14 protein-coding genes are annotated in these 13621 nt (G+C 68.1%); 7 read left to right on the forward strand and 7 right to left on the reverse strand.

Annotated elements, in window-relative coordinates; translation table 11 throughout:
* Window positions 1–32: 32 nt before the first annotated feature.
* A complete protein-coding gene (locus ACW175_RS23250; RefSeq protein ID WP_492102277.1) occupies window positions 33–1562 on the forward strand; it encodes a response regulator in 1530 nt (509 codons plus the stop codon).
* A gap of 38 nt (window positions 1563–1600) precedes the next feature.
* Window positions 1601–3025: an AmpG family muropeptide MFS transporter gene (locus ACW175_RS23255; protein ID WP_492102278.1), complete on the forward strand. Its 1425-nt coding sequence runs from the start codon at window positions 1601–1603 to the stop codon at window positions 3023–3025.
* A gap of 61 nt (window positions 3026–3086) precedes the next feature.
* Here ACW175_RS23255 and ACW175_RS23260 read toward each other — a convergent pair whose 3' ends face one another.
* The 3 genes from ACW175_RS23260 to ACW175_RS23270 all read right to left on the reverse strand — a co-directional run bounded on the left by ACW175_RS23260 (window position 3087) and on the right by ACW175_RS23270 (window position 4928).
* The gene (locus tag ACW175_RS23260; RefSeq protein WP_492102279.1) at window positions 3087–3920 is read right to left on the reverse strand and encodes a S1 family peptidase; all 834 of its coding nucleotides are present in this window, start codon (window positions 3918–3920) and stop codon (window positions 3087–3089) included.
* Between the two features lie 25 nt (window positions 3921–3945).
* Window positions 3946–4374, reverse strand: coding sequence for a DUF350 domain-containing protein (locus ACW175_RS23265; protein ID WP_492102280.1), 429 nt, complete (start codon window positions 4372–4374; stop codon window positions 3946–3948).
* 104 nt (window positions 4375–4478) lie between these two features.
* Window positions 4479–4928 (reverse strand): SRPBCC domain-containing protein, encoded by a 450-nt coding sequence (locus ACW175_RS23270; RefSeq protein ID WP_492102281.1) that lies wholly within the window; start codon window positions 4926–4928, stop codon window positions 4479–4481.
* 63 nt (window positions 4929–4991) lie between these two features.
* Here ACW175_RS23270 and ACW175_RS23275 point away from each other — a divergent pair, with 63 nt between their 5' ends.
* Window positions 4992–5321, forward strand: a complete 330-nt coding sequence (locus ACW175_RS23275) for an ArsR/SmtB family transcription factor (RefSeq protein ID WP_492102282.1) — start codon at window positions 4992–4994, stop codon at window positions 5319–5321.
* A gap of 105 nt (window positions 5322–5426) precedes the next feature.
* Here ACW175_RS23275 and rlmN read toward each other — a convergent pair whose 3' ends face one another.
* The 4 genes from rlmN to ACW175_RS23295 form a co-directional block, all read right to left on the reverse strand.
* Window positions 5427–6641 carry a dual-specificity RNA methyltransferase RlmN gene (gene rlmN, locus ACW175_RS23280; RefSeq protein ID WP_492105035.1) on the reverse strand — a complete coding sequence of 405 codons (1215 nt, stop codon included), beginning with the start codon at window positions 6639–6641 and terminating at the stop codon, window positions 5427–5429.
* Window positions 6642–6781: 140 nt separating this feature from the next.
* Window positions 6782–7582 carry an SDR family NAD(P)-dependent oxidoreductase gene (locus tag ACW175_RS23285; protein WP_492102283.1) on the reverse strand — a complete coding sequence of 267 codons (801 nt, stop codon included), beginning with the start codon at window positions 7580–7582 and terminating at the stop codon, window positions 6782–6784.
* Window positions 7583–7755: 173 nt separating this feature from the next.
* Window positions 7756–8364, reverse strand: coding sequence for a flavodoxin family protein (locus tag ACW175_RS23290; protein WP_492102284.1), 609 nt, complete (start codon window positions 8362–8364; stop codon window positions 7756–7758).
* 169 nt (window positions 8365–8533) lie between these two features.
* Window positions 8534–8974: an Rrf2 family transcriptional regulator gene (locus tag ACW175_RS23295; protein ID WP_099581896.1), complete on the reverse strand. Its 441-nt coding sequence runs from the start codon at window positions 8972–8974 to the stop codon at window positions 8534–8536.
* Window positions 8975–9174: 200 nt separating this feature from the next.
* Between ACW175_RS23295 and ACW175_RS23300 the strand changes: the two genes are divergently transcribed.
* From ACW175_RS23300 to ACW175_RS23315, 4 genes are all read left to right on the forward strand, one after another.
* On the forward strand, window positions 9175–11175 hold the full coding sequence (locus ACW175_RS23300) for a potassium transporter Kup (RefSeq protein ID WP_492102285.1): 2001 nt from the start codon (window positions 9175–9177) through the stop codon (window positions 11173–11175).
* A gap of 16 nt (window positions 11176–11191) precedes the next feature.
* Window positions 11192–11554, forward strand: a complete 363-nt coding sequence (locus ACW175_RS23305; protein WP_492102286.1) for a hypothetical protein — start codon at window positions 11192–11194, stop codon at window positions 11552–11554.
* 83 nt (window positions 11555–11637) lie between these two features.
* Window positions 11638–12864, forward strand: coding sequence for an argininosuccinate synthase (locus ACW175_RS23310; RefSeq protein WP_492102287.1), 1227 nt, complete (start codon window positions 11638–11640; stop codon window positions 12862–12864).
* 4 nt (window positions 12865–12868) lie between these two features.
* A complete protein-coding gene (locus ACW175_RS23315) occupies window positions 12869–13615 on the forward strand; it encodes a hypothetical protein (RefSeq protein ID WP_492102288.1) in 747 nt (248 codons plus the stop codon).
* The last annotated feature ends 6 nt before the right edge of the window (window positions 13616–13621 follow it).

Here is a 13621-nt window from a genome sequence, read left to right on the forward strand (position 1 = left end):
CCGTTAAGCCGCGCCGGGTAACCTTGATGCCCATGAGCGATCCCAAACCTGGCGTCACGCCCGAGCAGCTGGCCACCCTGAGCCACGAGTTCCGCACCCCGCTGAACGGCGTGCTGGGCATGGCGCGCCTGCTGGAAAACACCAAGCTGACGGCCGAGCAGCGGTCCTATGTCACCGCCCTGCGCGAGAGCGGCGACCATCTGCTGTCGCTGGTCAATGACGTGCTGCACTTCGCCCGCCTGGGCGCGGCCTCGATCGAGCTCAGCCTGACCCCGGTCGATATCGAGGGCCTGCTGCGCCAGGTCGCCGAGTTGATGAGCCCGCGCGCCCACGAGAAGGGCATCGAGATCGCCTGGGCCGTGCCGACGCCCCTGCCGACGATCCAGGCCGACGAAGGCCGGCTGCGCCAGATCCTGCTGAACTTCGCCGGCAACGCCGTGAAGTTCACCGAGGCCGGCGGCGTGCTGCTGACGGCGGCGGCCACGGCGGAGGGTAACATCCGCTTCTCGGTCGCCGACACCGGCCCCGGGGTCGCGCCCGAGGCCCGCCGGCGGATCTTCGACGCCTTCGTCCAGACCGACATCACCCACGCCACCCAGCTGGGCGGCGCGGGCCTGGGCCTGGCCATCGTGGCGACGCTGACCAAGGCCATGAACGGCGAGGTCGGGGTCGGCGGCGAACTGGGCCAGGGCGCGGAATTCTGGTTCGAGGCGCCCTTTGAGCTGGCCGCTCCCGCCCTCCGGTCGGCGCCGCTGGACGGCCGCGCCGTCGCCATCGCCTCGCCCAACGCCATCGTCCGCGCCGCCACCGCCCGCCAGATCGAAGCCGCAGGCGGCCGCGCCTTCGCCGCCGTCGACATCGCCTCGGCCCTGTCGGGCGCGCCGGCCGACGCCGTGCTGCTGATCGACGCGGCGCTGTCGGGGCCGCGCGGCGCCCTGAAGCCGCCAGCCGGCCGCAAGGCCGTGGTGCTGCTGACGCCCGAGCAGCGCGGCCGCATCGAGCCCCTCAAGACCGCCGGCTTCTCCGGCTATCTGATCAAGCCGCTGCGCGCCGCCTCGCTGGTCGCCCAGGTGCTGCAGGCGGGAACCACCGAAACGGCCGCGACCGAAGAGCCCGCCCACGACGACCGCATCGCCGGGGCCGTGGCTCACGGCGTGCGCGTGCTGTTGGCCGAGGACAATCCTATCAACGCCCTGCTGGCCCGCACCCTGCTGGAGCGCGAAGGCTGCAAGGTCGACCGAGTCGCCGACGGCGAGCAGGCCGTGGCCGCCGCCTCGGCCGGGGCCTATGACCTGATCCTGATGGACCTGCGGATGCCCGGCCTGTCCGGCGTCGAGGCCGCCAAGGCCCTGCGCGCCAAGGGCGTGGCCTCGCCGATCGCCGCCCTGACCGCCGACGCCTTCGACGAGGACAAGCGCGCCTGCCTGGCCGCCGGCATGGACGACTTCCTGGTCAAGCCCCTGACGCAAGAGGCCCTGCGCGATGCGCTCAAGCGCTGGACGACTTCGGGCGTCGCCTCTGGCTGGACGAAAACCGCGACGCGGGCCAAGGTCGCCCTCTGATTTCGGAGGGGGACCGCGCCTTGGCGCGGTGAAGGCGTATGGCCGGAGCGGCTGGAACGGCCACGGCGCGCAAGAAGCGCGGCTTCATGGAAGTGCTGCGCGCGCTTGGCAAACCGCGCGTCGGCGTCATGCTCGCCCTGGGCTTCTCGTCCGGTCTGCCGTTCATGCTCATCGGCAACACGCTGGGCTTCTGGCTCAGCGAGAATGACATCAAGCTGAAGGCCATCGGCTATCTGTCCTGGGCGGGCCTTGCCTATCTCTGGAAGTTCATCTGGGGCGCGATGGTCGACCATCTGCCCGCGCCTTTCATGGCTTCGATCCTTGGACGCCGGCGCGGCTGGATGATCGTGACCCAGGTCGGCATCGGAGTCGGGCTGATCGGGATGGCCGTGGCTGGGCCGCACAACCTGCCCTTGCTGGGCGCCTTCGCGGTTCTGACCGGGATCATGGCCGCCATGCAGGACACGGTGATCGACGCTTGGCGCATCGAGATCGCCGAGGATCCGGACGAACTGGGCCTGCTGACCGCCGCCTACAGCCTGGGCTTTCGCGTCGCCATGTTCGCCACCGAAGCCCTTATCCTGCTGGTGGCCACCGCCATCGGCTGGAGCCTGTCCTACGGGATCTTCGGCGCGCTGGTCGTTGTAGGCATCGGCGCCTCGATCCTCGCCAAAGAGCCGGCTCTCGCCGACCGGCGCATGGAGAACCTGGCCGAAAAGAAGCCGCCGTTCTCGTTCAAGGGCGCCTGGGACGCGGTCGCCGGACCGTTCGTCGCCTTCTTCCAGGCCCACGGCATCGGCATCGCGGTGCTGATGCTGCTGATGATCACGACCTACCATCTGTGCGACTACATGCGCGGGCCGATGAGCAATCCTTACTACCTGGCGTTGGGCCTGGATAAGCCGACCATCGCTGTTGTGCGCGGCGCGATCGGCGTACCCGCCACCATCGCTGGCATCGCCGTGGGCGGCCTGCTGTCTGTGCGCCTCGGCGTGATCCGCACGCTGCTGTTGGGCGCGGTGCTACAGCCAATCGCGGTGGCGGCCTTCGCCCTGCTGGGGATGCACGGCGGCGACTATCCGTTAATCAGCCTGGGCAGCCTGCACTGGACCGCTTTCGAGACGATCATGGCCTTCGACAGCTTTGCCATGTCGATCTCGGGCATCGCTCTAATCGGCTACATGTCCAGCCTGACAAGCCTCGGCTACACCGCCACCCAATACGCCCTGATGACGTCGGCCATGGCCTGGAGTGGCAAGATCCTAAAGGGCTTCTCGGGAGAGATCGTCGAGAACCTGCAGGCCGGCGGACGCACCCTGCTGGGAGCCTATTCGACCTTCTACCTGGGCTCGGCGGCGATCGGCATACCGGCGATCATCCTGTGCCTGATTCTGGCCCAGCGGCAGGCCAAGGCAATCGAGGCCGTCAACGCTCAGGGCGTGGCGACGACGGCGGAAGGCTAGATGACAGAATGTGATCCTTCGACAAGCTCAGGAAGAGGATCATGGCCGGCTTCTGTCCCGCCTAAACCTTCAGGCACACCACCTGGGCCACCCTCAGATCGCGGCGCAGACCGTCGGCGACACGGCCGTAGTTTTCGGTGGTGATCGGCTCGCTCGGCGCGAATTCGGACGGGCTGGGCCGGCGATGCGGGCCCAGCAGGGTCTTCAAGGTCTCGGGCGCGGTCGTGTAGATGCGGCCGCGACGCGGAGCCTCGGCCACCGTCACGCCCAGCACCCGCCCGGCGCTGTCGAGGGCCGGCGAGCCCGAGAGGCCGGCCAGGGTGCCCTTCAGCGTGTCGGTGCGACCGACCTCGGCCCAGACCAGCACGGGCTCGGTGCGGGCCCCCCGACCGTGGACGACCAGATTCTCACGGCCCAGCAGGCGCGAGGCGGCCTCTCCCGGATGGCCCTGCGGGAAGCCCGGATGATAGGCCCGCGCGCCCCGGCGCAGCGGGACGTCCAGGCCCAGCGGCACGGACGGCGCCCCGCCCTCGGTGGTCAGGATGGCGGCGTCGGCCTTGGGGTCGACATGGATCTTGGCCGCCACGCCGCGACCGTCGGCCACGACAATGGCCGCCTGCTTGCAGCCGTCGACCACGTGGCGGGCGGTCAGCCACGTGCCGTCGTCGCCGACCGAGAAGGCCGTGCCCGAGCCCGGCTCGGGCTTTTCGGGCACCTGGACCACGATCGACGGATCGAACGGCGAGGACGGTCCCAGGGGCAGGCCCTCCTCGCCCGGCACGGGCGGCGGGGGCGGCGGCGCGTCCGAGCGCTCCTGCCGGCCGACGGCGACGATCAGCAGGGCGCTGACCGCCGCGGCATAGACCAGCCAATCGGGAAGCTTCGGGAAATGCACTGGGAGGTCCCCCGACCGCGCCGGCTCAGCCGGCCACGGCGGCGGCCAGGATCAGGGCGGTGGCCAGCTTGGCGCCGACCAGCAGGGCGGCGGCGGCGACCTCGCCCTCGTGGATCCGCTCCGGCAGACCCTGCAGCACCATGTCGGTGACGCGGAACACCAGCAGCTGCACGGCGATCGTCGCCGCGCCCCAGATAAGGATCTCGATCACCGAGGTCGAGGCGGTCAGCGAGATGGCCAGCGGAATGGCCAGGCCGACCATCACCCCGCCCAGCGACAGGGCGGCGGCCGAATTGCCTTCGCGGATCAGGGTGATTTCCTTGTGCGGGGTCAGCATGGCGTAGAGCGCCGTCCCCAGGATCAGCATGACCAGGGTCACGCTGGCATGCAGCAGGGTGACCGGAAAGCCGGTGGCGAAGGCCTGGACCTCGGGCGACTGGAGCTGGGACGGCATGGACGCGAACTACCCCGATGAACTTGCGGCCCACTGACTAACACGGGTCGACAAGTTTTGCGTAGGGGGCGCCCGCGTCGGGGGAGTCCCAGAGGAAGGCGAGCCTACTTGTAGAACCCCCGCCGCAAGTTGAGGCCGTGCTCGACGAAGGCCTTCATCGCGCACAGCATGCCCGTCCAGCCCTCGCAATTGCCGAAGGCGGCCTTCTCGCCCGCCGGAGTGTCGCTCCAGCCGGCCTCGTGGATCTTGACGTGCGTACGGCCGTCGCCGGTGTCGGCGAAGGTCATGGTGACCGTGGTCTGGTAGGTCGCGCCCGGCTCGGCCGAGCCCCATCGCAGGACGATCTTCTCGTTTTTGACAACCTCGACCACCTCGACCGGGAAGGCGCCCGGGAAATCGTGGAAGTCCCAGGTCACGGTCGCGCCAGTCTCAAGCCGGCCTTGCGCCCCGCCGGTGGTGAAATAGCCGGAGAGATTCGCCGGATCGACGACGGCCTCGAAGACTTCGGCCACGGGCTTGGCGATGCGGCCGCCGACGGTGAATTCGTGGGACATGGATCATCTCCCTGATTGGGTTTTGGCCTTGATCGTCGCGACGATAGGTTATAGTTTTATAACATGTCAAACGAAGACGAGGCCGACCTGATCTTCAAGGCGCTGGGCCACCGGGTCCGGCGGCGGATCCTGGACCTGCTGAAGGAAGAACCCCGCACCACGGGGACGCTGTGCGCCCTGTTTCCGGAGCTGGATCGCTGCACGGTGATGCAGCACCTGGGCGTGCTGGAAGAGGCCGGCCTGCTGGCGGCCGAACGGCGCGGCCGAGAACGCTGGAATCACCTGGACGCCCTGCCGGTGCACGCGATCCACGAACGCTGGATCGGACCGTACGCGGCCTATGCGGCCGGAATGCTCAGCCGGCTGAAGAAGGCGGTGGAGGAAGAGGCTTAGCGAAACCCCGCCCTTCGACAGGCTCAGGGTGAGGTTTTCCACTGAACGGCCTCAGACGTAGTCCTCATCCTGAGCTTGTCGAAGGACGTGGACGAACCCGCAGGCCTAAGCCGCCTCGTCCTCATCATCATCCGACAGCATGCCGGCCATGGCCGCCATCGACAGCTTGCGCATCGCCGAGGCACGGACCTTCTCGCTCTCGCTTTTCAGCTGGCCGCAGGCGGCGAGGATGTCGCGGCCGCGCGGGGTGCGGATCGGCGAGGAGTAGCCGGCCTTGTTGAGGATCGCGGCGAAGGCCTCGATCGTCGACCAGTCCGAGCACAGATAGTCGCTGCCCGGCCAGGGATTGAACGGGATCAGGTTGATCTTGGCCGGGATGCCCTTGATCAGCTTGACCAGGGCGCGAGCCTCGTCGGGGCTGTCGTTGACGCCCTTCAGCATCACATATTCGAACGTGACGCGGCGGGCGTTGGACAGGCCCGGATAGGCCCGGATGCCGGCCATCAGCTCGGCGATCGGATACTTCTTGTTCAGCGGCACCAGCACATCGCGCAGGGCGTCGTTGGTGGCGTGCAGGCTGATCGCCAGCATGGCCTGGGTCGTATTGCCCAGCTTTTCCAGCATCGGCACGACGCCCGAGGTCGAGACCGTGATCCGGCGACGCGAGATGCCGATGCCCTCGTTGTCGCTGATGATCTCGATGGCGTCGGCCACCTGGCCCAGATTGTACAGCGGCTCGCCCATGCCCATGAACACGATGTTCGAGAGCACGCGGTCTTCCTTGTCCGACGGCCATTCGGCCAGGTCGTCCTTGGCCACCTGCACCTGGGCGACGATCTCGGCGGCGGTCAGGTTGCGGACCAGCGGCTGGGTGCCGGTGTGGCAGAAGCTGCAATTGAGCGTGCAGCCGACCTGGCTGGACACGCACAGGGCGCCGGCGCGGCCCACGCCGGGGATGTAGACGCTCTCGACCTCGATGCCCGGAGCCATGCGGATCAGCCACTTGCGGGTGCCGTCCTTGCTGACCTGGCGCTCGACGATCTCCGGGCGGTTCAGCGTGAAGGCCTCGGCCAGGCGGGCGCGGGTCTCCTTGGCGACGTCGCTCATCAGGGCGAAGTCGGTGACGCCGCGATGGTGCATCCAGCGGAAGATCTGGGTGGCGCGCATCTTGGCCTTGCCGTGCTCGACCACGCCGCTCTCGACCAGGGCGGCGACCAGCTGAGGGCGCGTGAGGCCCGAGAGGTTGACCGGCGGCTTAGTGACGGCGGGGGCGGGCGCGGCGTCGGTGGAGACGCGCGACAGGTCTAGGGTGACGCTCAAGGGGGTGTCCGGATGCTCGGGGGTCGAGGCGGACATATAGCAGGTCCGGAGCTGTTTTCCAAAAACGGCCCTCGGGAGTCTTTTGTAGGCGCGCGACGGGCGCCGAAACCGGCATCCACTTTCGGCTGTCGCGCTTGTCGTCACACCTTCCGGAAGCGGTTTCCCTGGCTGGCCATCAGGGCCAGGGCCCAGTCGTCCGGCACGATCTTGGCGATCGCCGCGATGGCCTTGTTCGGCGCGCCGGGGACGCAGATCGAGCGATTGGCCTCGGCCGCCTCGTAGCCGGCGGCGGCGACCTCGTCGGCGCCCAGCCACATCCATTCGGGCACGCCCTGGCTGACCTGGCCGCGCGTGCCATTGACGTCGTGGAATTCCGAATAGGTGAAGCCTGGACACAGCGCCGAGACATGGACCCCGGTCGCCAGGTTCTCCAGGTGCAGGCTCTGGGAGAACTTGACGAGGAAGCCCTTGGTCGCCGCGTACAGCGTGTGGCCGGCCGCGCCGGGGACAAGGCCCGCCAGCGAGGCGACATTGACGATGCGGCCGAACTTCCGCTCGACCATGCCAGGCAGCACCTTGTGGGTCATGCCGCAGACGCTGGTCAACATCAGCTGCAGGAAGGCCGCCTGGTCGGCCCAGGTGGTGGAGTCGTAGGTCCCCGGCAGGCCGTAGCCGGCGTTGTTGACCAGGGCGTCGACCACCCGGCCCTGCTCGGCGATGGCGGCCAGCACCGTGTCGACGCCGGTCGGCTCGGCCAGGTCGGCGGGGATGGCGTAGGCCTCGACGCCCGAACGCAGCTTGATGTCGGCGGCCAGGCTCTCGAGGCGGTCGGCCCGGCGCGCGGTCAGGGCCACGTCATAGCCGTGGCTGGCGTAGATGCGGGCGGAGGCGGCCCCGATGCCGGCGGAAGCACCGGTGATCAGGGCGAGGCGACGGGCCATGCTGGGGCGATCCGGTAGAAGACAAAACGTCGCCGGAGACGAGCACGGCCCGTGATTTGGTTCAAGCAGCCCCAGAATTTAGGGGGTGGAAGAGGCGCGCCAGCTCGGCTGGGCGGCGCGCCTCTTCCGGGCCGCGGTCGGGGAGGGAGACCACCGCGGCCGGGGGGGGGCCTTTAGGCGGCCCGTTCGAGCTCCGCGGCCTGGGCGCCAACGGTCCAGCGGACGGCGGCCTTGGCCACGCGCTCGCCCAGCAGGCGGGCGGTCTCGCGGTCGCCGGCCGGCGGGGTCACTTCGGTCGAGGCGTTGTCCGACTGAGCGGCCAGGCCGATGAACGAGCCGACGCGGTTCAGGGTGTCCGGGCCACGCTCGGCGGCGGTCACGTTCGGCGGGGCGATGCCCAGGTTGATCCAGTTCATGCCGTGCTGGGCCGCCAGGATGGTCAGGCTGGCCAGGGCATGGGCCTTGTCGCCGGCGAAGCTGTGCGAGTTGGTGAAGCCGGCGGCCAGCTTGTCCTTCCAGGCGCCGGTGAAAAAGGCGCTGGCGGTGGCGTCGGCGAACACTTTGAACACGCCCGAGACGTCGCCCATGTAGGTCGGGGCGCCGAACACGACGGCGTCGGCCTTGGTGATCTCCTCGATCAGCGGGGCGAAGTCCTGGGCGGCGCTTTCGATCTTCAGCAGCACCGGGGTCTGGCCGGCGTCGCGGACGCCCTCGGCGACCTTGTCGGCGAGAACGGCGGTGTGGCCGTAACCGGAATGATAGACGATGGCGACGGTGGTCATGGGAAATCCCCGGATCTGAGGCTGGGCTTGAATGGCGGCCGTTTCGAAACTGAAACGGTAGCGATTACGTAATGCCGCTCAGCGGACTCGCTAGAGGATCAGCAACAACATCGGATGCAATTTTTCACGGGTCGAATTTAGCGCGGCTGATAGCCTGGGCCGGCGACGCTCAGCAGGGCTCGATGGCCGCGTGGGCGCCGTGCAGCAGGTCGGCGACGGTGATCTGGCCCAGGCGGTCGTGCGCCGCGCGGTCGGCGGCGGTGATGGCGGCGCGGACCGCGTCGGGGATCTTCTCGCCGACCGGGCAACCCTTGACGCCCTTGGGCGCCACGCCGAGGTGGGCGCAGCCGTTGACGGCTTTGAGGACGACGTCGAGCGTGATCGTATCCGCCGGCTTCAGCAGCCAGGCGCCGCCATTGGCCCCGGCCCGCGCGCCGATCAGCCCGGCCTTGCCCAGCATGGCCGTCACCCGGCGCACCACGACCGGATTGGTCGGGACCGAGGCGGCCAGTTCGGCGCTGGCCACGGCGCGGTCAGCCGAAAACGCCTGCTTGTGGGCCAAGTAGGCGAGGGCATGCGCCGCGACGGGAAATTTCTGGCTGTCGGACATCTCTACCGGGGAACGTAAGGTGGCCGCCCGCGCGTTCAACTGCAAATCGTTGCGCGCCCGAAGCAAATCTCGCCCAAGGCAGGAACCCGGGGCGACGTCGGGTGATGATTGTACCCGTCGCGGTTTGGGTGTATCGCGCCGCGCTTGATCGCGATATGGGTCGGCTCCAGGCGTTGTGCGTGGGCGCCCGGAGGGATTGAATGGCTTCCGAAGCCCCCGGCGCTTCCACTTCCGCCAACGCATCCGGTTCGGATTGCGCGCCAGCGTCCAACGACATCCCTCATCAGGACGGCGGTCCGCCCGGTCTTGGTTCCGGCCATGACGTGAAGGGGCATGGCTTCTACGCCATGGCGCTGGGCTCGATCGGCGTCGTCTTCGGCGATATCGGCACCAGTCCGCTGTACGCCCTGCGCGAGGCCCTGGCCCATTCGCGCAGCACGACGGCGACCGAGCACGCGGTGCTGGGCGTGGTGTCGCTGGTCCTGTGGACCATGACGCTGTTCGTGACGATCAAGTACGTCATCTTCTTCATGCGCGCCGACAACAAGGGCGAAGGCGGCACCCTGGCCCTGATGGCGCTGGCTCAAAAGGCGCTCGGCAAGACCGGTCGCAAGCGCTCGATGGTGGTCTTCTTCCTCGGCGTGGTCGGGGCGGCGCTGTTCTATGGCGACGGCATCATCACCCCGGCCATTTCGGTTCTGTCGGCGGTGGAAGGCCTCAAGGACGCGCCCGGCGTCGGCCACGCCCTGACGCCCTACATCCTGCCAATCTCGGCTGGGATCCTCATCCTGCTGTTCGCCGTCCAGGCCAAGGGCACCCACCGGATGGCCTCGCTGTTCGGACCGTTCACGGCCGTTTGGTTCCTGATCCTGGGGGCGCTGGGCGCCTATCACCTGGCCGACGACCTTTCGATCCTGCGCGCCTTCAATCCCTGGTACGGCCTGCGCTTCCTGCTGGAGAACGGCTTCCTGGGCTTCGTCATCCTGGGCAGCGTGTTCCTGGTCGTGACCGGAGCCGAGGCGCTCTATGCCGACATGGGCCACTTCGGGAAGAAGCCGATCCAGGCCGCCTGGCTGTGCCTGGTGTTCCCGTGCCTGGCGCTGAACTATCTGGGCCAGGGCTCGCTGGTCCTCGACCACCCCGCCGCTCGCCACAACCCGTTCTGGGAGATGGTGCCCAGCTTCGCCTACTGGCCCGTGCTGCTGATGGCCACCGTCGCCACCGTCATCGCCAGCCAGGCGGTGATCACCGGCGCCTTCTCGATGACCCAGCAGGCCGTGCAGCTGGGCCTGCTGCCGCGCATCGAGATCAAGCGCACGTCCGAGACCCAGGCCGGCCAGATCTTCGTGCCAGCGGTCAATCAGTTCCTGCTGATCGGCGTCCTGGTGCTGCTGTTCGCCTTCCGCAGTTCGCACAAGCTGGCCAGCGCCTACGGCATCGCCGTGACCGGCGCGATGTTCGTCGACACCCTGCTGGCCTATGTCGTCATCCGCCGCGTGTGGAAGTGGCCGCTGTGGCAGACCGGCCTGCTGCTGATCCCGCTGGCGGCGCTGGACTCGGTGTTCATCGCCTCGAACATGCTGAAGATCCCCGACGGCGCCTGGCTGCCGCTGGTGTTCGGCGGAGCGCTGGTGCTGATCATGGCCACCTGGACGCGCGGGGCCAATATTCTCACCGCCAAGACCCGCCGCGACAGCGTTCCCCTGGTCGACCTCATGGAGATTCTGCGCGCCCGCGCCCCGCACCGCGCGCCCGGCACGGCGATCTTCCTGACGTCGGACCCCGACATGACCCCGGTCGCGCTGATGCATAACCTCAAGCACAACAAGGTGCTTCACGAGCGCAACGTCATCCTGACCGTCCGCACCACCGAGACGCCGCGCGTCCGCGAGGAGGACCGGGTGACGATCGAGAAGGTCAACGACGACTTCAAGAAGGTCATCGTCAACTACGGCTTCATGGAAAGCCCCAACATCCCCAAGGCGCTGGCGGTCTGCCGCAAGCAGGGGCTGAAGTTCGACATCATGGCCACCAGCTTCTTCCTCGGGAGACGCTCGATCGTGCCGTCGGCCAACAGCGGCATGCCGCTGTGGCAGGACCGCCTGTTCATCTACCTGATGAAGAACGCCGCCAACCCGACGGACTTCTTCAAAATCCCGCCCGGCCGCGTCGTCGAGCTTGGCGCCCAGGTCACCGTTTAAGAGATACGATCCCGACATGGAAACGACCCTGCGCGTGCTGGGCGACGGTCTGTCGATCGCTGCCCTCGCCATCATCGCCGCCACCGCCCAGGGCGCGTGGAAAAGGATTCCCAAGGACGTCCGCGTTCCCATGCAGTGGGGCTTCGATGGCAAGCCGACCTGGCGCGCGCCCAAGGCCCTGGCCCTGCTGGTCATCCCGATCGCCTCGATCGTCGTCCTGCTGTCGTTCACCCTGACCCAGGCCACCTTCACCGACGATCCGATGCGGGCGACGATCATCTTCCTGGTCCGCGCCACGCTCGCCGCCAGCCTGGCGCTGAGCCAGTTGTTCCACCTGCGCTTCGTCATCAAGACGTTGCAGGACGAAGGTCAGCTGTAGAACCACCCCATTTGGCTCTTGACCGGCTCGCCCTGATCCCGTTGAAGGCGCGCGACTTTGTGTTTCTCCGAAAGGACCCGCCCATGGCCGACAAGTCCGTGAAAAAGGTCGTGCTCGCCTATTCGGGCGGTCTCGACACCTCGATCATCCTGAAGTGGCTGCAGACCGAGTACGGCGCTGAAGTCATCACCTTCACGGCCGACCTGGGCCAGGGCGAAGAGATCGAACCGGCGCGCGCCAAGGCGCTGGCCGCCGGCGTCAAGCCCGAGAACATCTTCATCGAGGACGTGCGCGAAGAGTTCGTCCGCGACTTCGTGTTCCCGATGTTCCGCGCCAACACGGTCTATGAGGGCCAGTACCTGCTGGGCACCTCGATCGCGCGTCCGCTGATCGCCAAGAAGCAGATCGAGATCGCCCGCAAGATGGGCGCCGACGCCGTCAGCCACGGCGCGACCGGCAAGGGCAACGACCAGGTCCGTTTCGAGCTCGGCTATTACGGCCTCGAGCCCGACATCACCGTGATCGCCCCCTGGCGCGAGTGGGACTTCAAGTCCCGCGAAGCCCTGCTGGACTTCGCCGAGAAGCACCAGATCCAGATCACCAAGGACAAGCGCGGCGAAGCCCCGTTCAGCGTCGACGCCAACCTGCTGCACAGCAGCTCGGAAGGTAAGGTCCTGGAAGACCCGGCGGTCGAGGCCCCCGAGTTCGTCCACATGCGCACGATCGCGCCGGAAGACGCGCCGGATAAGGCCACCGTCATCACCATCGACTTCGAGAAGGGCGACCCGGTCGCCATCGACGGCGTCGCCCTAAGCCCGGCTGCGCTGCTCACCAAGCTGAACGAACTGGGCCGCGACAACGGCATCGGTCGCCTGGACCTGGTCGAGAACCGCTTCGTCGGCATGAAGTCGCGCGGCGTCTATGAAACCCCGGGCGGCACCATCCTGCTGGCCGCTCACCGCGGCATCGAGAGCATCACGCTGGACCGCGGCGCCATGCACCTGAAGGACGAACTGATGCCGAAGTACGCCGAGCTGGTGTACAACGGCTTCTGGTTCACGCCGGAGCGCGAGATGCTGCAGGCAGCCATCGACTACAGCCAGCAGAAGGTCGCCGGTCAGGTCCGCGTGAAGCTCTACAAGGGCAATGTCACCGTCATCGGCCGCGGCAGCCCCTACTCGCTGTACGACCAGGACCTGGTCACCTTCGAAGAAGGCAAGGTCGCCTACGACCACCGCGACGCCGGCGGCTTCATCAAGCTGAACGCCCTGCGCCTGCGCGTCCTGGCCAAGCGCGACAAGCGCGGCTAGCGACATGGCGGCGAACCGTTTCGCCGCTGTTCTACCGGCCGCCGCGATCGCCCCTATTTCGATAGGCGTGATCGCGGTGTGCCTGTCGATCGTCGGACACGAGACGATCGGCCATGGCGGCGCCTGCCTCGCGGCGGGCGGTCACGTCACTCTGCTCAATATCGTCGACTTCCGCTGCAGCCTGGCGCGGCCGGGGATCGATCTGGCGGGTACGGTCGGCAACCTCGTGCTAGTTCTCGCCGGCCTGATCCTGGCGCGGCCCCGGTCCGCGAGCGGCGCGCGCCTGCTGGGTCTGGCGCTGTTCGCCTTCAACGCCTTCTGGATCGCCGGCTACCTGATCTATGCTGGCGTGCTGAACGTCGGCGACTGGGTCTATCCGGCCGAAACCTTCGTGCCGGGCCTGCCCTGGCGGCCGATCGCGGTCGTGATCGGGGTCGGACTCTACGCCCTGACCATGAACCGTATCGCGGTCCTCACGCCGCCCTCGGCCGCGCGTCCGCTGAGAACCGCCTATGTCGCTGGAGCGATGGCCACGGTGCTGGCCGCCGCGCTCTACGCCCCGGCGCGCGGTCACGTCATCCAGGCGGCGGCGATCGAGATTGGCCTGGCGTCGCTGGGGCTGTGGTTCGCCGTCGGCCGAGCGCGGGGCGCGGGCGACTGGACGTCGCCGACCTCACGGGTCTGGACCGGGGTCGCGCTGATCCTGTTCATCGCCGTCGCGGCGATCCAGGGACCTGGCCTGCCACGCTAAGCGCGC

Source organism: Caulobacter sp. FV1ye6ST, from assembly GCF_058681225.1.